Source organism: Bradyrhizobium sp. CSA112 (assembly GCF_029051645.1).
Classification (GTDB): Bacteria; Pseudomonadota; Alphaproteobacteria; order Rhizobiales; family Xanthobacteraceae; genus Bradyrhizobium.
This window is the reverse complement of the sequence record NZ_JAACFS010000042.1, coordinates 44,019-62,082: the sequence shown is the minus strand read 5'-3', so window position 1 is coordinate 62,082 and position 18,064 is coordinate 44,019. Positions and strand designations below refer to the sequence as shown.

The following is an 18,064-nucleotide window of genomic DNA, read 5'->3' as shown; positions in this document are numbered from 1 at the left end:
AGCTGCAATTCCCGAAACTTATCGGCCGAGGGGATCCGCCATTGCGGCCTGAACGACACGTTCCAAATTCGATTGCGACCGTTCGGAGAAGACTGAACGCTGCTCTCGTGTCTACACTATCTCGATGCCCTTGTTGCATCAGGGCAATCTCAAGTCAAAGCAGCTATCGAAATTTATGACGCAGTAAGATTAGAGCTATCGCGACGTTCGAGAAACGGCCCGCTCGCAAGCCTTCCCGTCCGGACGCCCTGGGAGACTGGCCAGCGTTCGGCGAAAATGCTCTGGCCAAGGCCGTGCAACGGCAACTTGAGGCGTGGGCCGATCTCTGCAAAACCGGCCTTCAAATAGAAGGCCAAGCTGCGGTTGCGGCTCCACGTCGGCTGCCTCGGCGCCCCCAGTTCAAGCTGACCCCAGCCTTTTACCGTCCCCAGGCTCACGGCAGCCTCAATGAGGCGCATCGCGATCCCAGACGATCGCTGGTCCGGCACCACGTAGAGTTCGGTAATGATGCCGTAGGTTCCGCGCGCAAAAAGGGCCGCGCTTTCCGACAACATGATGATGCCCACAGGACGAGCCTCCGCGAAAGCCAGAAACCCATAGACGCGCTCTTTTATGAGGAGGTCGACAGCAAGCTGGGTATCTAGTCCGGCCTGCACTTGGCCGCCCTCAAGTTCGGCAAGTAGGGCAGCAACCATGTGGGTTACCGTTGTGACGTCATCGACAGACACTTCGCGCGTGGTCACCATGTCACATCCTCGTCCAAGCTCAAGCAACATGCCAGCTAGTTCAGTAGCGGCGCCGGAGGCTGCTGCAGCACCCAGCCTGAGGCTGATACACCCTCTGGTTGAAATTAATATGACGCCTTAGTTCACAATGAGGTGATAAGATGTTCGTGTCGCTCCTGGCCAAAAATATCACAGAAAATCGAAAGATAACCTGTCGACCACATCGTCATGGTCGTCTGGAGCGCTCTCTTCTTTGGACCTGCGTGCCGCCCCCCACATCGGGGCCCTCGTGTTCGTGCTGGGACGTCGCAGGAGCGCGGCTGACCGTTTGCGAGCAGCCCCGCGCATGTCGATCTATTCTCCCCCTTCGTGAACAGCTCGAGCGGCTGGCCGACCAGCGGCATCTGGGCAGCGTCAACAAAAGGACGCACACAAGTCATTAACAAGCTCTGCGCGTAACGCGATGTCGAAGATGTTGTTGCGCATCATGAGCTCCCTGACCGGCATCATTGCTTGATAATCAATCCTCTCAAAGAATTTTCGAATGCGCGAGTCTAAGATGAACCATTTTTCGTTGAGAGGAGATACTCAATTTTTCTTAATTTCGCAGCAGACGCATTGTTTGTTGCCGTGCGGTGACGAACAGCGTGCACGAACTCGTTACCTAACGAATTCGTACAATTCTGCTCCCTGCGTGCGCGATTGCAAGCGAGCGGCTCTCCTGTTCCTCCAACGACAATTGTCTCCATTCTGTCGAAGCGATTTGCGGCCACCTATCGCATGGTCGCTGAAAGCCCTCTCAAATCGTCGCCAGTCCGCGCTTCGCGGCATCATCTATCGTCCACTTGAATCACTTGCGTTTGCGACTTCGTCCGTTTGTTGAAATATTCTTCTAACGCCCCCGCCGACATCCACAACACGCGCGTCCTGTTGTGCTCAGTCGCCTCGCGAATAATAGAGACATCGCGTTCCGAAATATTATGAATAGACGGCATCGAACAAAAAATATCTCGGTTCGCGCGGGAGCAAGGTCTTCGGCCGTCCTCTGGCGGCCAAATGGTGCAGAAATTCAGCGATTTCCGCCCCTATTGCGCAGGATCAATTAGCCGTAGCCCGAGCGATGCCAATTGATCGGGACGGACTGATACAGCAGGTTTGCGGAAATGCTTGCAAACGCGCATTTGGGGGAGCCCGCATCTGTTCATCATCTCATGCTCGATACTGTGGTCGTCGGGCGGTCAGCCTGGCCCTTTTCCAGACCTCACGCGATGTCCGGGCTGGAGCCCGGAATACGTATGATTGTGTTGAAAAAGTCCTTGTTCGCTGATGACTGAAAATTCTCAGGACCGCTGGTGCGTCTATCTCGCTGTGAGATGAGGGACCACATCAATTACCCAAAAACGATCGCTGGCGCTCGTATTGATTCTGCAAAGCCTTGCAGCGGCTGAAATTGCCAATGCGCGACACTTGCGAGATTTTCGGAGCCCCGCGATTTTCGAGTTTTTCAACACAATCCGTATCAAAGCGGAAGTCTGCGGACCATTCCGGATTTATAGGTTCACGTCCCTGATCCTGCTTGGTCGTTGGGATCTACGGATCGAGAACGTTTGCCATTTCTTCGATATGGGCATCGATCCGGCTGAGGACCTGGGCAGGCACAACATCGCGTTCTGGAAGAACCGACCACTTGTCGCGCACGGTCGCCGCCGTCTCGGCTACGGCTGTCACCACTGCCCCTTCCGGAAGACGACTTCGATTTGCGAAGTTGCGCCAGCGCTCTGGAGTAAGCGCCTTGAACGACTTTTCGCCGGCAAGGCTCAGCGCCATACCGTCCTTTGGGATGTAAGGAACTGTTGAAAGCACGTCGTAGACAGGCGACAGCGTTGGTGTCCGTCCGTCTCCGGGATACAGCAGCGACCAATTCTTGAGATGCATATCACCGTTCCCGGTGACCGCGGTGAGTGCAAGGCGCCGAACAAATTCGATGGCTGAATCAAAGGAGACGCCGCTGTTCAGCGCTGCTGCGATATTATGATAGGCTGCGCCAATGTATTTCTCCGACGGATAGCGGCCAAAGACCTGTGCGAAGTCTTCCATATGGACGCGCGCTCCGTCCGCGCCGCGGTCGAAGCGGCGGACAAGCAGCACCTTGCCCGTGGACATGGTGTTGAACTCTTCCGGAATGCCGGCGAACTCCTTCTTGTCGACGAGTTCGCGTGCCGGCACTTCCATCCCCAGCGCTTCCGCCAAGGCGAGAACTGCGAATTCGTTTTCCGAAAGCCCGATGTGAGTGAGCGAGGGAAATTTCGCGATATATTGCCCTTGCTCGCCGTCTACGGCGAGTGTGATCCCACCTTCCTTTCCTGTGTTCTTCATGACGGAAAGCTTCATCTGCACACCGGCAAGCGAAAATCGCGCCTTTTTATTGCCCTCCGCTTCTGGACCAGTTGGAATGGGGATACCATCACTCGGCAAAGCGCATACCGCTCCTGGCAGGTTGATCCCCAGCGCAGCCAAGAGATCGAAGTCGTTTCCTGGTCTTACTGACGCCGCGTGGTGCTTTTCCATCGCCTCGCGCAGCTTCTCTTCGGGCAGCAGGTTGGCAAAGAACGGTGGCAGCGCGCCGCGTATGGGTTTGGGATCCCGGCGAAGGCTGCCGTCCGCTGAGCGAAGCGACAGGCTGAAGATTGGCGGGTTGTTTAAGTTCCGGTAAGCGGGCAAAAGGTTGAACGCATTGTAGTCGCCCGGCGTCCGCACGAGCGTGCCGACTGGAAGATCGTTCAACGAGATATCGAGCGACTGGATGCGCTCTGCCGCGAGAACGGTCGGACTCATGCGCCTTCCTCCTCTTCAACGTCTGACGTGAATGCGGGGCGATCATCATCGTCGGCGGCGGGCTGCAGCATCGACTGAATAGCGGGCACCATCGCCTGCGGGATCAACATCATTTCCATGCCAAGGGCGCGGGCGACGTTGACGAGCGTCGTTGCACGGGCGGCAGCGGCACCGGTTTCAATGTCCCGATAGCGGGGTCTGCTGATGTTCGCCCGAATGGCGATTTGCTCCTGGGACAAGCCAGCGGCCATGCGCGCCTTTCTAAAGTGCATGCCAAGATCCTTGAGCAAGGGGTCTGGGGCGGAGGTCATGATATGTTCCCGGATCATTTTGCCAGCGGGTGATACGTAGACAGATCATTTCGATCGGTCAAGATGAAACGTAAACGAATCTTTCGGATAGGAAATGATCCGTAAACGTATCTATCGAACAGTTTGGCTTGGGACGGTCAGTCGCACAGGTGCTGGCGCTCGGAAGGCGGGTGAAACGAGCCGGCCTCGGTCAATGGCCCGATCTGCCATACTCGCCGCATGCTGCTGCCGCTGATGATCCGGCCCTGCAGGACTAGCGCCCCTCAGGGAACACCGTCGTGCGGTCATGGAATTCCGGTGCCCTGAGGTGGCGCTGTCGTCGCTTGACCCGGGCCTCCGCGGGAAGGACCTGAGGTGCCACTACCACTTCGGCTCATCGCACAGCTCACTTGCCCCGCGCCCGGTCGATCTGCTGTTGCACCCAGCCATCAAATTCAGAAAGCGCTTCGGTGATAGCGTCATCCAAATAATCCATCTGCCGGTTGAGATCATCATGCGCCGCGGCTGCGCGCAGCCAATTCGTCTCCTTTCCGATGAGATTCGCCTTCTGCCGCCACTTAACAATGGGCACAGTCGAGTACCGTCGCTTCCACGTCGCCATGAGACGCGTTTTATGGCCCTGCATGAACGGCGCGTCCCATGGAATCCAAATGTTCTCGCCACTCTTCTTCCGAAGCGCGGAATTATGATCGTATGCAAATTGGAGATTTTCCAGCGTCGCAGCCGGCGGTGTCTCCCATCAAGATCACGACTGATGTAATTGAAGTGCTTTTCGATGCGTCCGATCCGCTGCATCAGTTCGGTCTTGAGCGACATTCCCCAACGTGGCGCAATCCGACGTGATACAGTTCATTACGATAGGCATGCGCTATCGCAATGAAGCGTCTTTCATCCTCCGTGATTGCATCCACATGCCTCATTACGGCCAGCTTCGGCTCGAAGTAATCACCCGTCGCCTCGCGACGCATCTTGGGACTAAGCGGAGTCTTATCTTTTCGGCGCCGTGGGCAGCGTATTGCACGATCGGTGAATGAGCAATTCCGTGGCGTTATCGATCAGGATCAGCGCGAAGCGGCTGTGGATCGGCTGATCGACGGCAAGTACATTACAGAGAAACCACCATAGATACCACGATATGCCGAGCCCTGGACATCAGACTGCCAGAGTTGCCTGTCCGCTGCGACGTAGTAGACGCTGTTCGCGTCGGCTCTCGATTGCTGCGGATACTGCAAGTTCTTGTAGGTGCTGTTATTGAAACCGGCGCCCGCCCGCAACCAGGTCTCGGGTAAGCCCGGAGCAGCTTTGTTCTTGTAGCCAATTTCATCAAGCAAAAGAATGCCCGCGTTGGCCGTGCTCCAGCTTAAGCCGGTGGGATTTTCGGTGATCTGCGCATACTGACCGTCTGGACTGATTGAGCGCTGGATTGAGACCTTGTCATATAGGTGATCATCAAAATTGTACTTCACGTTGAGAGCTGGCGTAGGCGCGGCATTGTTGCTCATGCCAGCTTGATACAAAATATTCGACGAGGGGGCCAAAACGCTTGCTCCTGCGTTCCCTCCGACCAATGTGCCTGCGAACTCATTTACATTTCTGAGGTAACCCATTTTGAGTTCGAGTTTCCTGTCGAAAAACGTCTGGTAATAGGCCAATGTATTGAGACCCACTCTATCTGGCCCTCCGGGTTTCCATGTCCAGTACTGCTGCTCGGCTCCCACGACGATCTGACCATCGGGAATTCCAAAGCGGCTGAGATCGTAGGTCACAATCATGAAATTTACGGTACTAAATGTCGGATTCTGGCCCATATATAGCTGATTGGCGGTGGTGGCACTGGCTGCATTTGGCAGTTGATTGTCTACGAGGCTGATTACTGTCCCGCCAACGTAGCCGATCCCGACCTCTGCCAGCGCGGATCTAACGCCGCCTTTATCGTGATCTATCGTATCGGCAGGACCAGGGATATTGAGCCACATACCTTTTTCGCGGAGGTTCTCGAACTTTGCGAATGGGTCGATCTCCTTTTGAGTTCTGTTTTTAGCAATTTCATCCGCACTGTCTCGCTTTGCGGAAGGCAAACTGGCAGTTTGTGCTAGCGCCGAATTACCGACGAGAAGCGTTGCTCGTTTGAGCTGGCGGCTTCGGAATTTTGTGACCGAATCGGACTCCATCTCAATTCTTCTTTTAGCAACCTCATCTGGAATGTCGCGTTTTGGCTTAGGCCCATTGGCAGTCTGTGCCAGCGCCGAACTGCCGACGAGGCTCGCTGCCAGGGAGAGTGCGATAGCCAGCCCTCTGTGCTTCGTAGTTGATCGAAAGCTGACAACGTGTGCCGCAGCCGTCGCCACGACAAAGTAACCATGCATAGTGAACTCCGCGTCCGCATTGCTAGTCTTGAATGGATTACGCTCCGGCCTGATTGGCCCGGAGCTGACCCCCAACCTTCTAATGTCTGAAGGCTCCGGGGCTGATGCTTGGCAGCAATCGGCCCGTCTATCTCAGCGATACCCGCTGAGCCTTCCCGACCTCGTCACCGGCCGCCACGCGATTGGCTTTCGGCGACGCACGTGTCGAGCACGCCATACCGCGGCCAAGCCAATCGACTGTTCCAACGCAGTTCTGTTGCGCTGCCTCGGTGTCGACAGCGGCCGGCTCTATTCGGTGCCTTCGCTCGGCGAGATAGTGGCGACGGGCGGACGGCGCCGCCACCAATACACTGCGAACGACCCGCCTCTTCCACCACAAGCATGAGGATTTCGGCCGTGCAGCATTCTGATCGAAGAAGACGTCTCCTTCGAGAAGATAGCAGTCATCAGAAAGCAGGGCTCGCGCGCCAGCGACGACGCGTTGGCTCCATGATGCTTCACTGGCATCGCGGTAGCCGACAGACGAGGCAACTGACAGGCCCGAAGCCGAGAGACCGTTGAAACCTGTGCGCTCGGCGATCGCGCCAGAAGGTCCATCATGGGCTCGCATAAGAAAGGAGAGATTGCGGTTGGAGCCGATTTGATAGCCGCAGATGCGTTGGCACATCCATCAGGGCCGTTGGAGCGGCCAGTTCTATATTGCATCCCAGTTCCTTGACGTGTGACCCGCGCGACCTTTATTAACCGCCGATTGCCATGTGTCCGTCATCTCCTCCAACTGCTAACGTTGGTAGTTGACTGGGTCGCAAGGCGTTGCCTGTCGATGCACGGATCGTGGCTGTTTCGCTGCTCGGGGTGAGGCCCCTCGGCGACTAGACGAACTCTGGCGACGCTGGCATCGGTCCAGTGGAAATCGGGCGTCGGTCACTCGTGAGCGCTGCAGCCGCTCAGCTCTTTACGCGCCCATCTCTCGGCGGAAACGCAGTTAAACCGCGATTTGTTGATCTGCATCATTAGCGTCGTTCTCAAGCGACGGCTTTTAGGGGTTGCCCGGATCGGCCCAGGGAAGAAGTTGGCCGGGTTCATCGTTCGGGTGACCATTGACCATCATCCTCAGGATGTCGGTGACGTAGGCGAGAGGACCGACGTCATTGATCTTGCAGATTTATGCCGACCGCCGGACTCGCCGAACGGTTTGTTTTCCCCAAGATTTTTCTGTGCAATTGGGCTCGACATAGTTGGCGTTGTGCTCCGTATTCGACTGCGCAGGCCAGGATAGCTTGAAGAGTAATTGGGCATGAGCCGACTATTCCGGCGCGTGAAGAGTGGAGCCACGGGCAGCTCGTAGAGCTCTAAGTGGCGCGTCTCGTCAAGGGATGGACTTGCGGGCCACGGCAAGTGGCGATGACTAGCTCGATACGAGCCTGAAAGATAATTCAGGAAATAACGACTGGCTCGCATTCGGTGCCGGCAAATGGAAGATTGTTCGCAGGCTTTTTCTGAATGCGAGGAAATGCTGCGCCATGGCCGATGAAGACGAGAACTATTGCTTTGCGGTGGCGCTATGATGTAGGAGCCGGCCATGCGCAAAAAGTGTCACATCGAACCGATCATAGGACTGGATGACCAAGCGATGAGGGCAACGTTGCGGATAACGATTTGTCGATGGTCGCGGCTCGCTGCAGCTCTTGACCATCGTGTGATAGCGCGTCAACGAGAAAAGCCAACACAGACCCGGACATCGAGCGAGGGACGATGGAGATGATGGATCAAACGGCCGGTTCGGACTTGCCGCCGGTATTGCACACGTCGTCGAGACGCGTTTCGTGGCTTTTACTACTCGTGGTTGTCCTCGTTGGCCTGTGCGCTGCAGGAGCCTATTTTTGGACCAACGTCGGACAATTTGTCGAGACGGTGGCGGCCGCCCGTGAAGTCGCCACAATGCCAAGCTTGTCACCGGAGGACCGGGCGGCCCTGTCGGAGATTCAGTCGGGACAACAGAAGGCTAGCGACGAGCTCGCCGAACTCAACCGCAGCATCAGTGCCCAGCTGGCCGATTTAACACGAATCTCAGATCAAATCGCAGCGCTGACTTTACGAATCGACTCATTGCAGAATCCCGCACCCACGGCTTCTCCTCCTCATGTTCCTCGTCTGACGCCTGGCCATGCCGTGTCGGAGCCGGCCAAGACACTCGTGCGCTCGTCGAAACCACAAGGGCCGGTTTCCGTCGGGGGCGCGCCACTGGTCTCAGGACCGAAGCCTGACGAGCCTTGATGACATCCCAGAGTGCTACAGGCTAGTCCAGCCCGCCACCTGCTCTACGCGGTTGATCGTTTCTTGCAAAGCTGGGCCTGCCGGGCGATTACGGTGCCCAAAGCTTACGGCAGTGCCGGGGTCTCCAACGTGACGCTCGCCGAGCGGCGTCGCCATCGTTGCCGCAGCCGACGGCAGTCTGGATCAGATTCCACAGAAGCATTTCACTACATGGTCGAGGCGCCGTCCTGTTAGCGACGAGCGGTGATGCTTTTGGATCCGCTCACGCTGCTTGTTGTGCTAATAGGGTGAACGGTTGAGATAAGCGTCGAATGCGGCAGCAACAGCGCGAATCACAAAGCGGTGCTCCTGCCTCACGCGGATGAAACCCTTTTCGATGTCGACTACCCCGTCCTCGGCGAGCATCGACAAGCGTTCAGCTGATTCGAGAAAAGGGATCGCATAAACTCCGTGGGCGGCACAGATTGCCGGCACGTCGGCCTCCAGATCGCACATCAGCCGCTCGATGATCGCGGCTCGGACGCGGTCTTCATCGGTGAGACGGTAGCCATTTGACGTCGCCAGACGGCCAGCTCTGATGTGCCGGCTGTAGGAGCCTGTTGCAACATCGTTCTGGACGTAACCGTCGCCGAGACGGCCGATGGCCGACCTGCCGAAGCCGATCAGGGTTTTGCAGGTGTCGGCCGAGTAACCCAAGGAGTTACGCCGCAGGCGACCGGCTTTCTGCGCCAGCGCGAGCTCATCGTCCGGCAAGGCGAAATGGTCGAGCCCGATTTGGTGATAGCCGGCGGCGACAAGCGTATCGGCCACGGCCGCGGCCTGTTCGGCGCGGGCAGCGTTGTCCCCGGCAGCGCTGCCTCATCGATCAGGCGCTGACGTTTCATATACGAAGGAACGTGCGCGTAGCCGAAAACCGCAAGCCGGTCCGGGCGCATGGCCACCGCCGTCGTCGCGCTCTCGACGCAGGACTGCACCGTCTGATTTGGGAGACCGAAAATGAGGTCGAAGTTGATGCGGCTTATTCCGTGCTGGCGCAGATTTTCGACGGCAGCGGCCGTCTGCGCCTTACTCTGGACCCGGTTGATCGCTTTTTGAACAATGGGATCGAAGCTCTGCACGCCGAGGCTCGCGCGGTTCACGCCGGCTGCTCCTAAGGCTTCGGCCATCTCGACCGTGAACGTGCGCGGGTCGATCTCGACGGCGATCGCAGCCGTTTTCCTGAACGCGAAGCGGCGGCGCAGGAGTTCCATCAGGGCCAGGAACTCCGCTGGCTCGATGACGGTCGGCGTTCCGCCGCCGAAGTGCACGTCGCTCACGGGCAGCGCTTGCGGCGCTTGCTCCGCGACCAACCGGATCTCCTCGCGCAGCACCGACAAATAATTGAGGATCGGCGCAACCCGGCGAGTGATGGCCGTAGGGAAGCCGCAATACCAACAGATCGACCGGCAGAACGGAATGTGGAGATAGAGCGACACGGAGTCGTCAGCCGGCAGGCGCCTCAGCCATTTCTCACAATCCTGTGCACCGACAGCCGGGGAGAACTCCGGTACAGTTGGATAGATGGTGTACTAAGGCAGGCGGGCATCGCAATACTTTTTCAGGATTGAGGCCTGCAACGGTTACTATCCCACGCTTATATCAGCATCACCCTAACCGCTGCGCTCCCCTGTGTCTTTGCGCCATATCAATCGGTCCGCTTTAGCCGCGAAATCTGCGTTCCGTCGATGTCCATGCTAAGGAGACCGGTTAGCATGGTAGCGGGAGCGATAGCCACTCCCTGACACTCATTTAATGTTTGTGAGAAGAAGGAATTTATCACACAACTGATGTTGAGAGCAGGGCTTGATGTCGAGGATCGACGTGCGCGCCGTTCCGCTTCGAGTCCCATCCCGCATGTTCGGTCTGATTGATGCGCTCGAGGCGAACGAGTGCTTCATGAGGATCGCAGGGCGATCTCCTCAAAGCAACAACGAAATGGCAGAAGTGCGATTGCGCTCAACAGATCCGGGGCAATTGTTCGCCCGACAGCCAATCGACAATTCGCCCGCCACCAAAGCTGGTTGACATCTGCACAAACTGATGATTGTCGGCTACGGCCTCGCCGATATCAGCCGCATCGCACCCGAGCGGATGCGCCTTCATGGCTGCAAGCACGGCATCGGCCATGTCAGGCGCCACGATGGCAACGAGCTTGCCCTCGTTGGCGACATGTAGCGGATCAAGCCCAAGGAGTTCGCAGGCGGCGGCAACCGCCGGCTTCACCGGAATGGCCTCTTCCTGCAGATGGAACCCGAGGCCCGACTGATGCGCAATCTCGTTGAGCATCGCCGCAAGACCGCCGCGCGTGGGGTCGCGCATCACCCGGATGCTGCTGCCACCGGCCGCAACCATTAGGGCTACGAGATCATGCAGCGCTGCGGAATCCGAGACGATCTCGGTCTCGAAAGCGAGATTCTGGCGCCTCGACATGATCGCCGTACCATGGTCGCCGAGACTGCCGGAGACCAGCACGCGGTCGCCGACCCTTGCCTTCTCGGCGGAGAGATCGAGCCCATCGGCTAAAACTCCGACCCCCGTCGTCGAGATGAACAGGCCGTCCGCCTTCCCGCGCTCGACGACCTTGGTGTCGCCCGTGATGATGTAAACGCCGGCGGCGCGCGCGGCCTCGCCCATCGAATCCGCAATCGTCTTCAAATCCGAAAAGCGGAAGCCCTCCTCGATGATGAAACTTGCCGACAGATAGAGCGGACGCGCGCCGCCCATCGCGACATCATTGATCGTGCCGTGCACCGCGAGCGATCCGATATTGCCGCCGGGAAAGAACAGCGGCGAAATCACATAGCCATCGGTCGTCATCACCATCCTGCCGGCGCCAACATCGAAGGCCGCCTGATCGTTGCCGCGGGCGAGCCATTCATTGCCGAAGGCTTCGTGAAACAGGCCGGAGATCAGCTGCGCCATAGCGCGTCCCCCGGCGCCATGGGACAGGTCGACCCGTCCGTTCTTGATGTCGAGCTTGCGTTGATAGGCTCTCATCACGCCCGCCTCAACCGATAATCGCGAAACCGTCCATACGTCCATTGCGCGGCACAGGCGCCTTCCGATGAGACCATGCAGGATCCTATCGGGATTTCCGGCGTGCAGACGGTTCCGAACAGCTTGCAGTCAACCGGCCTCTTCACGCCGCGCAGGATGGCCCCGCACTCGCACGCCGGATTATCGGCGACGCGCACTTCGTGCATCGTGAAACGCATCTCGGCGTCGAATTGAGCGTAAGCCTGCTTTAGCTTTAGTCCGCTATGGGGTACGAGCCCGAGCCCGCGCCATTCGAACTGGTCACGCAATTCGAAGATATCCGACACCTCTTCCTGGGCGCGCCGATTGCCTTTCCGAGTCACCGCACGGCTGTATTGGTTCTCCACCTCATGTCGGCCTTCGTTCACCTGCCGCACCAGCATCAGGATCGCCTGCATCATGTCGAGCGGTTCAAATCCCGCGATCACGATCGGCTTGCCGAATTGTTCTGCGAGGACCTCGTAAGGTTCCGTGCCGATGATGGTGCTGACATGCGCAGGCCCGAGGAAGCCATCAATTTCGACCCGCCCGATATTGCGGATATCGGGACTCTCGAGAATGCTGTGCATAGCCGAGGGAGTCAGCATGTGGTTGCAGAACACGCTGAAACTCTTCAGCCATTTCTTCTCGGCAAGCCGTATCATCACCGCTGTCGGCGGCGTCGTGGTCTCAAATCCAATGGCAAAAAAGACCACCTCTCGATTCGGCGCCTGTTCGGCGATCCGGATCGCATCGAGCGTCGAGTAGACCATCCGAATGTCGGCGCCGAACGCCTTGGCGCTCAGCAGGGATTTTCCCTGCGAGCCGGGCACGCGCATTAGGTCGCCATAGACACAGAGAGTGACCTCCGGCTGCTCGGCGAGCCTGATCGCCATGTCGATCCGGCTGGCGGGGAGAACACAGACGGGACAACCCGGCCCGTGGATCATGCGAACATTCGCAGGCAGCATATCCTCCAGGCCATAGCGGGAAATCGCATGCGTGTGCCCGCCGCAGAATTCCATGAACCGATATTCCCTTTGCGAATCGGCTTCGGCGCCAATCACACGCGCTAGCCCCCGCGCGATGGTCTTGTCGCGAAATTCGTCGGCATATTTCATGACTGGAGGTCCTGCCCCACGCTGCCCAGCTCCTGTAGGAGCTGCAGCGTGCGCTTGGCTTCCGCCGGGTCAATTCTAGCCAGGGCATAGCCGACATGGACAAGGACGTAGTCCCCCACCGCGAGATCGTCGATGAACGCGATCGATATCTCCTTGCTGATGCCGTCGATGGACACGATGGCCATGTCATCAGAAAGAATTTTCGCGACCTCAGCTGGTACCGAGAGACACATATTAGGCTGTTCCTTCCAGGGCTGACGGCCGTTCTGTAATCTGCAGAGCGGCTATCCAGGCTTGTCCGAGGCTCAAGCCACCGTCATTGGGCGGAACCTGCCGTGGCAGCAGCGGAGTGAGGCCGGCCGCAATGCAGCCGCGCTCGATTTCATCCGCGAGTACCGCGTTCAGGAAGCAGCCGCCGCTCAGAACGACGGCGGTAACGCCAGTTGTCCGCGCCGCGCGCGCGACCCAGTCAACGCAGGCAGCGGCAAACGTGCCATGAAACAGCCCGGCTCCCTCCGTGGCGCCGACGTTGTCTGCAATCAAACGCGCAAACAGCGGGCGAAAGGACAGCACGTCGCCATCGATAATCCAGCCCGCTTCAAGCACCGCAGTCCGCCGCACATGCGCCTCGAGCTTCATCGCGGCTTCGCCCTCATAGCTCTGCAAAGTCGCGATCCCCAGCAGCGCCGCCGCTGCGTCGAACAGTCGGCCCGCGCTGGTCGTGGTCGCCACGCCGGGCTGATCGAGCAATGACGGCAGACGCTCGGCCTGAGGCTGTGCTGCAAAGCGCAGCGTGATTTCGTTTTCCCGTCCCAACAAGTGAAGTATTGCGCTCGCCATGCGCCAAGGCTCGCGGGCTGCGCGATCTCCGCCAGGCATTTGCAACGGCGCGAAATGCCCGATCCGTCGAAACCCGGCGCCTTCGCACAACAAGAGTTCGCCACCCCAGTTGCCGCCGTCGGAGCCATAACCATGGCCGTCGAGGAGAAGGGCGAGCGTAGGCCCGGCAAGGCCATGCTCCGCGATGACGGCCGCAGCGTGCGCGTGGTGATGCTGGACAGCGACCAGCGCGCGGCCGCTTGCTTCCGCAAAGCGGGTGGCCGCCATGTTGGGATGCAGATCATGGGCAATGACGACAGGATCGATGTCGAGGGTCGATGTGAGGTGCCGGATCGTCTCCTCGAAGAAGCGGAAGCCTTCAGCCGTATCGAGATCGCCGATGTGCTGGGAGACGAAGGCCTCACTGCCCCGTGTGACCGTGATGGTCGATTTCAACCCGCCGCCGACGGCGAGCACGGGCGGCACAGACCTCGCAAGCCGGATCGGTTCGGGAACATAGCCGCGGGCGCGACGAATGAATTGGCGCCGCCCCGCCACCACCGCCACTACCGAATCATCGGCGCGCGTCAGAATATCGCGATCATGGGTCACAATAAGGTCGGCGATGCCCGCGAGCCGCCGCAGCGCCTCCGCGTTGTCGATCGGGAGCGGTTCGCCGCCGGGATTAGCACTGGTGCTGACAATGACCGGACCTTCAGCCCCATGCCATGCACCTGTCGAACGAAGCGCATGGAAGATGAGGTGATGCAACGGGGCCGCCGGCAGCATCACGCCGACGCGCGACAGACCAGGGGCTATCGCCGGCGCTAGATTGTTGCGCGACGGCAGGAGGACGATCGGACGGGCGACGGATTCGAGCAGTGGGAGCTCGGCGGCATTAGCCTGCGCAATCTCGCTGACCTGCTCTACGGAACCAACCATGACCGCGAACGGCTTCTGGTCGCGCTGCTTCCTCCTGCGCAAACGCTGCACGGCGTCATGGTTGCGAGCGTCGCAAAGGAGCTGGTACCCGCCAACCCCCTTTATTGCGACGATTTGGCCGCCATCGATCCCCGCGGCAATGTCGTTGATCCCATGACTGAGCCGAGGACCGCATGTCGGACATGCAATCGCTTCCGCATGAAACCTGCGGCTCGCCGGATCGGCATATTCGCCCGCGCAGGCGGCACACATCGCAAACTCCCCCATCGCCGTGTTGCGGCGATCGTAGGGAAGCCGTTCGGCGATGGTATAGCGCGGGCCGCAATGAGAGCAGTTGATGAAGGGATAGAGGTAATGGCGCCTGTTCGGGTCGAACAACTCATCGAGACATTGCTGGCATGTCGCGGCATCGGCGACGATCCGCGTCGAGCCCCTCCCGTGTTCGCTGGCGCGGATCGAGAAGTCTTTCGCCGCAAGCGCATCAATCTCCTGAACGGAGATGTGGTCGATCCGCGCCAATGGAGGGCTTTCGAGTGGCAAAGCGGCCACAAACTCGCACGTAAGGTCGCCCTCAACCTCGATGATCACGCCATCAGGATCGTTGGCGACGAACCCGGCCAACCTATAACGGGTAGCGAGACCATAAATATACGGACGAAAGCCGACACCCTGCACGGCGCCACTGACGCGCACCCGCAGCCGCGTTCCGCCGCGGATGATGGCGTCGCCGCTCGCGCTCATGGCAATGCGTCACCGACGGGACGCCTCTGATTCGCAGCCTGCTTCCAGATCCAGGCGTAGAGCGCGGCAAAGCCCTCGCCCGTACGCGCCGAAACCGTCAGCACCTCAATGTTCGGATTGACGCATCTCGCATATTCGATGGTCTTGGCTGAATCGAAGTCGACCACCGGCGCCAGATCAATCTTGTTGATCAGCATCAGCGACGATGCGGCGAACATATACGGATATTTGAGCGGCTTGTCTTCACCATCGGCGGTCGAGAACACCACGATCTTGCAGGCCTCGCCGAGATCGAACGCCGCGGGACAAACTAGATTCCCGACATTCTCGATGAAGAGAATACCGCCCTTGAGCGGCGGCAAGCGGCGATAAGCCTCACCGACCATCGCAGCATCGAGATGGCAGCCCTTGCCCGTATTGATCTGAATTGCGGGCACGCCGGTGGCGCGAATGCGATCGGCATCGTTCGAGGTCTGCTGGTCTCCCTCGATGACACCAACCGGGCGGCTATCCTTCAGTTCGGAGACGGCGCGGACGAGCAGCGAGGTTTTGCCGGCGCCCGGACTGGAAACAAGATTGAACACGAGCAGGTCATCGGTCAGGAAGCGCGCGCGGTTGTCGGCGGCGATCCTATTGTTCTTGCCAAGGATATCGCGCTCGATCCGAATGGTTCGCTCGCTGCTCATACCTGCGATCTTCAAGCCGGCCGGATCGGCACCGCAATCCACAAGCGCCCCTCCGCCCTGAGCATGTTGATGGCTATGACCATGATGGTGATAATGGCCGTGGTGATGGTGGTGAGAATCATGCACGTTTTGACCGCTATGCACATGATCACGGTGGTGACCGTAGTGATCATGCGCATGATCATGGTGATGGCCCTGGGTTTGCGCACTTTGCGCGTCGGCGCGTTCGATGGAGGGCGTTCTTTCGCTACAGCCACATACGGTACACATCAATCGACCTCCAGCTCTTTCACCAGCATCTCTTCGCCCCCGGTCACCTGCAGCTGATAGCTGCCGCAGCAGGGACACGGCTCATCGCGCTGCGCAATCTCAACACTCCTCGAACAGGCCATGCACCAGGCGACGCCAGGCAATTCGATGACCTCAATAACTGCGCCATCGGCGATGGTCCGCGCGGCAACGGCCGCAAAGCAGAACTTCATCGCTTCGGGAGCGACATGGCTGAGCGCCCCGATCTCCAGACACACGGTCTTCACCCTGGAAAACGATCGCCGGCGCGCCTCCTCCTCGACGATCTCGACGATGCCCTCACAAAGCGCCATTTCATGCATCGCCAATTTCGCGAAAATTGAGAGTGAACCCGACGCAAGGGTCGAACGATGCGACCATCGAGCGAACCGCACCCAGTCCCCGCGGTTTCGCGGCCAGCACCGCGCCTAGCAGGCTGCGGACAAGCGGTCCGCGCGCGTGGAAATTCCACTCGGTTGGGGCAAGAAATTCCAAGCGCAACATCTGCCCCTGACGATCAAGCTCAACCGCGTGATAGAGTCGTCCCCTTGCGCATTCGACCGCGGCCGCACCACGGCCCGGCCCCAGCCTGTAGCTTTCGACGATCCCATCCTCCGCTGTTTCAACATAAGCACTGGAGCGGAGCCAAGCGTGCAGTCGCACGATTTCTGCGATCCTCGCCTTCAGCCGCTCGGCCGGCCCCGACCGGCCTAGCGTGAGCTGATCACGCATCATTTGGCGCGCCCACGCACCTGTCTCGGGAATGCGGCCCTCCAGGTCGGGGCAACGGCAAAATCCTGCATCATCCGCGAGCAGCCGTTCAATGACGCCGCGGTCGTCGGCAACGGACAAAAACGAGTGCTGCGTCGGCATTGGGTTCAACGCGTCTTCCTCGAGAGCCGCGATGCGAAGCGCGAGTGGGTTACCGAGTGTCGGCGCGCCGTCTTCGTTCGTTATGCCAAGCGCTGCCAGCGCAATCGGAACCCGCGCTGTTGCCTCGCGTCGAACCTGGCCGCAGCCGGGCTCTGAGCTGTTGAGAAGTGCCGATACCCCCTCCATCAGGGCGCGGATCGCTGCGGCGCTGGTGGTATCCAGCGCGAAATGCCCGACAAACAGGCCCCGCAGCAATTCCGCTAGCCGCTCGGCAACGACCATGGCGATACGATGCTGCCGCGTCGCAAGGCTGATGTTTTCGCCGCGCGCCGCCTCGATCGCGGACAGGAATGCCACCTGGTGCGCGGCGGCACACAACGAGAAGATTCGCGGCAGCACGTTGAGCAACGAAGCGGCCGGCTTGCCGGCGAATAGCCGCGCCAGTGGCGGCCGGGCGCACGGCGGAATCTCGACCGCGGCAATTGCGTCGCCAGCAAGCGATACGGTAACATCGATCTGGTTGCGGACGGCGAGGCTCATGCGCGCCGCTCCGTCAGTACACCGTGCAAGAAATGCCGGCGGTCGAACGAACTGATATGTGGCGCATCTGTCCCATGTGACGCCGCGCGATTGGCCGGCGACATCAGCGCCGCGAGCGCTGCTTCGGCGGTGGCGCGCGCGGACGCCATATCCTCGAACTCAAACATCGGCGAGAACAGTGAGTAGCTCGCGATCGAGCCCACGGGCACCAGGTCGCTGACGGTGAATTCGATCTCGCCGGCCGGAAATCGCAAGCGCAGGTTCGATCCCGGGCCCGGAGACGATTGCGAAATGCCGTCACGCATGGGTGTGACCACGTTCATGAACCAGGGCGTGACCATCATGCCGACGATCCTGCCCTCGCGCGCGCGAAAGGCGATGGCTTCGACGCTCAAGGCCTCGTTGAAGATCGGCAGGTCGCGCATGGTGCGATCCGCGATATCCCGATAGGCTGCCGAGAGCATCTCGCCCCACGCCGACGCATCG

At 59.4% G+C, this 18,064-nt stretch carries 15 protein-coding genes and 2 pseudogenes; 1 reads left to right on the top strand and 16 read right to left on the bottom strand.

Translation table 11 applies throughout. The annotated features are described in order from the left end of the window. Positions 1-173: 173 nt before the first annotated feature. The 7 genes and pseudogenes from GWE18_RS37005 to GWE18_RS36975 all read right to left on the bottom strand — a co-directional run bounded on the left by GWE18_RS37005 (position 174) and on the right by GWE18_RS36975 (position 7,354). On the bottom strand, positions 174-746 hold the full coding sequence (locus tag GWE18_RS37005; protein ID WP_275190560.1) for a GNAT family N-acetyltransferase: 573 nt from the start codon (positions 744-746) through the stop codon (positions 174-176). Positions 747-2,315: 1,569 nt separating this feature from the next. Next, positions 2,316-3,560: a type II toxin-antitoxin system HipA family toxin gene (locus tag GWE18_RS37000; RefSeq protein ID WP_275190559.1), complete on the bottom strand. Its 1,245-nt coding sequence runs from the start codon at positions 3,558-3,560 to the stop codon at positions 2,316-2,318. Beyond that, positions 3,557-3,871, bottom strand: a complete 315-nt coding sequence (locus GWE18_RS36995) for a helix-turn-helix transcriptional regulator (RefSeq protein ID WP_275190558.1) — start codon at positions 3,869-3,871, stop codon at positions 3,557-3,559. Before GWE18_RS36995 ends, GWE18_RS37000 begins: the two co-directional genes overlap by 4 nt. Positions 3,872-4,256: 385 nt before the next feature. Next, positions 4,257-4,496, bottom strand: coding sequence for a hypothetical protein (locus GWE18_RS36990; protein WP_145963728.1), 240 nt, complete (start codon positions 4,494-4,496; stop codon positions 4,257-4,259). Between the two features lie 436 nt (positions 4,497-4,932). Beyond that, positions 4,933-6,237, bottom strand: coding sequence for a carbohydrate porin (locus GWE18_RS36985; protein ID WP_275190557.1), 1,305 nt, complete (start codon positions 6,235-6,237; stop codon positions 4,933-4,935). Between the two features lie 475 nt (positions 6,238-6,712). Further along, positions 6,713-6,904: pseudogene (locus tag GWE18_RS36980) on the bottom strand (isocitrate lyase/phosphoenolpyruvate mutase family protein); the annotation flags it as partial. 372 nt (positions 6,905-7,276) lie between these two features. Beyond that, entirely contained in the window at positions 7,277-7,354 is a 78-nt protein-coding gene (locus GWE18_RS36975) for a hypothetical protein (protein ID WP_275190562.1), read from the bottom strand. 638 nt (positions 7,355-7,992) lie between these two features. Between GWE18_RS36975 and GWE18_RS36970 the strand changes: the two genes are divergently transcribed. Then, on the top strand, positions 7,993-8,514 hold the full coding sequence (locus tag GWE18_RS36970; RefSeq protein WP_275190556.1) for a hypothetical protein: 522 nt from the start codon (positions 7,993-7,995) through the stop codon (positions 8,512-8,514). A gap of 279 nt (positions 8,515-8,793) precedes the next feature. Here GWE18_RS36970 and hemN read toward each other — a convergent pair. From hemN to hybE, 9 genes and pseudogenes are all read right to left on the bottom strand, one after another. Further along, positions 8,794-10,076: pseudogene (gene hemN, locus GWE18_RS36965) on the bottom strand (oxygen-independent coproporphyrinogen III oxidase). 433 nt (positions 10,077-10,509) lie between these two features. Next, on the bottom strand, positions 10,510-11,550 hold the full coding sequence (gene hypE, locus GWE18_RS36960; RefSeq protein ID WP_057902171.1) for a hydrogenase expression/formation protein HypE: 1,041 nt from the start codon (positions 11,548-11,550) through the stop codon (positions 10,510-10,512). After that, entirely contained in the window at positions 11,550-12,689 is a 1,140-nt protein-coding gene (gene hypD, locus GWE18_RS36955; RefSeq protein ID WP_275190555.1) for a hydrogenase formation protein HypD, read from the bottom strand. Before hypD ends, hypE begins: the two co-directional genes overlap by 1 nt. Then, positions 12,686-12,922, bottom strand: coding sequence for a HypC/HybG/HupF family hydrogenase formation chaperone (locus GWE18_RS36950; RefSeq protein ID WP_108521695.1), 237 nt, complete (start codon positions 12,920-12,922; stop codon positions 12,686-12,688). Before GWE18_RS36950 ends, hypD begins: the two co-directional genes overlap by 4 nt. 1 nt (position 12,923) lies before the next feature. Continuing rightward, entirely contained in the window at positions 12,924-15,191 is a 2,268-nt protein-coding gene (gene hypF, locus GWE18_RS36945; protein ID WP_275190554.1) for a carbamoyltransferase HypF, read from the bottom strand. Continuing rightward, entirely contained in the window at positions 15,188-16,147 is a 960-nt protein-coding gene (gene hypB / locus GWE18_RS36940) for a hydrogenase nickel incorporation protein HypB (RefSeq protein ID WP_275190561.1), read from the bottom strand. Before hypB ends, hypF begins: the two co-directional genes overlap by 4 nt. Then, a complete protein-coding gene (gene hypA / locus GWE18_RS36935) occupies positions 16,147-16,488 on the bottom strand; it encodes a hydrogenase maturation nickel metallochaperone HypA (RefSeq protein WP_275190553.1) in 342 nt (113 codons plus the stop codon). The genes hypB and hypA overlap by 1 nt, the downstream gene beginning before the upstream one ends. Then, entirely contained in the window at positions 16,481-17,578 is a 1,098-nt protein-coding gene (locus tag GWE18_RS36930) for a nickel-dependent hydrogenase large subunit (RefSeq protein WP_275190552.1), read from the bottom strand. Before GWE18_RS36930 ends, hypA begins: the two co-directional genes overlap by 8 nt. Beyond that, on the bottom strand, positions 17,575-18,042 hold the full coding sequence (gene hybE, locus GWE18_RS36925; RefSeq protein WP_342804327.1) for a [NiFe]-hydrogenase assembly chaperone HybE: 468 nt from the start codon (positions 18,040-18,042) through the stop codon (positions 17,575-17,577). The genes GWE18_RS36930 and hybE overlap by 4 nt, the downstream gene beginning before the upstream one ends. Between the last annotated feature and the right edge of the window lie 22 nt (positions 18,043-18,064).

Coding starts and splice junctions, on each gene's coding strand:
- hybE (WP_342804327.1), bottom strand. CDS start 18,042: ATGCTCTCGGCAGCCTATCGGGATATCGCGGATCGCACCATGCGCGAC.
- GWE18_RS37005 (WP_275190560.1), bottom strand. CDS start 746: ATGGTGACCACGCGCGAAGTGTCTGTCGATGACGTCACAACGGTAACC.
- hypE (WP_057902171.1), bottom strand. CDS start 11,550: ATGAGAGCCTATCAACGCAAGCTCGACATCAAGAACGGACGGGTCGAC.
- hypA (WP_275190553.1), bottom strand. CDS start 16,488: ATGCATGAAATGGCGCTTTGTGAGGGCATCGTCGAGATCGTCGAGGAG.
- GWE18_RS37000 (WP_275190559.1), bottom strand. CDS start 3,560: ATGAGTCCGACCGTTCTCGCGGCAGAGCGCATCCAGTCGCTCGATATC.
- hypD (WP_275190555.1), bottom strand. CDS start 12,689: ATGAAATATGCCGACGAATTTCGCGACAAGACCATCGCGCGGGGGCTA.
- hypF (WP_275190554.1), bottom strand. CDS start 15,191: ATGAGCGCGAGCGGCGACGCCATCATCCGCGGCGGAACGCGGCTGCGG.
- GWE18_RS36950 (WP_108521695.1), bottom strand. CDS start 12,922: ATGTGTCTCTCGGTACCAGCTGAGGTCGCGAAAATTCTTTCTGATGAC.
- GWE18_RS36985 (WP_275190557.1), bottom strand. CDS start 6,237: ATGCATGGTTACTTTGTCGTGGCGACGGCTGCGGCACACGTTGTCAGC.
- GWE18_RS36970 (WP_275190556.1), top strand. CDS start 7,993: ATGGAGATGATGGATCAAACGGCCGGTTCGGACTTGCCGCCGGTATTG.
- GWE18_RS36930 (WP_275190552.1), bottom strand. CDS start 17,578: ATGAGCCTCGCCGTCCGCAACCAGATCGATGTTACCGTATCGCTTGCT.
- hypB (WP_275190561.1), bottom strand. CDS start 16,147: ATGTGTACCGTATGTGGCTGTAGCGAAAGAACGCCCTCCATCGAACGC.
- GWE18_RS36995 (WP_275190558.1), bottom strand. CDS start 3,871: ATGACCTCCGCCCCAGACCCCTTGCTCAAGGATCTTGGCATGCACTTT.
- GWE18_RS36990 (WP_145963728.1), bottom strand. CDS start 4,496: ATGCAGGGCCATAAAACGCGTCTCATGGCGACGTGGAAGCGACGGTAC.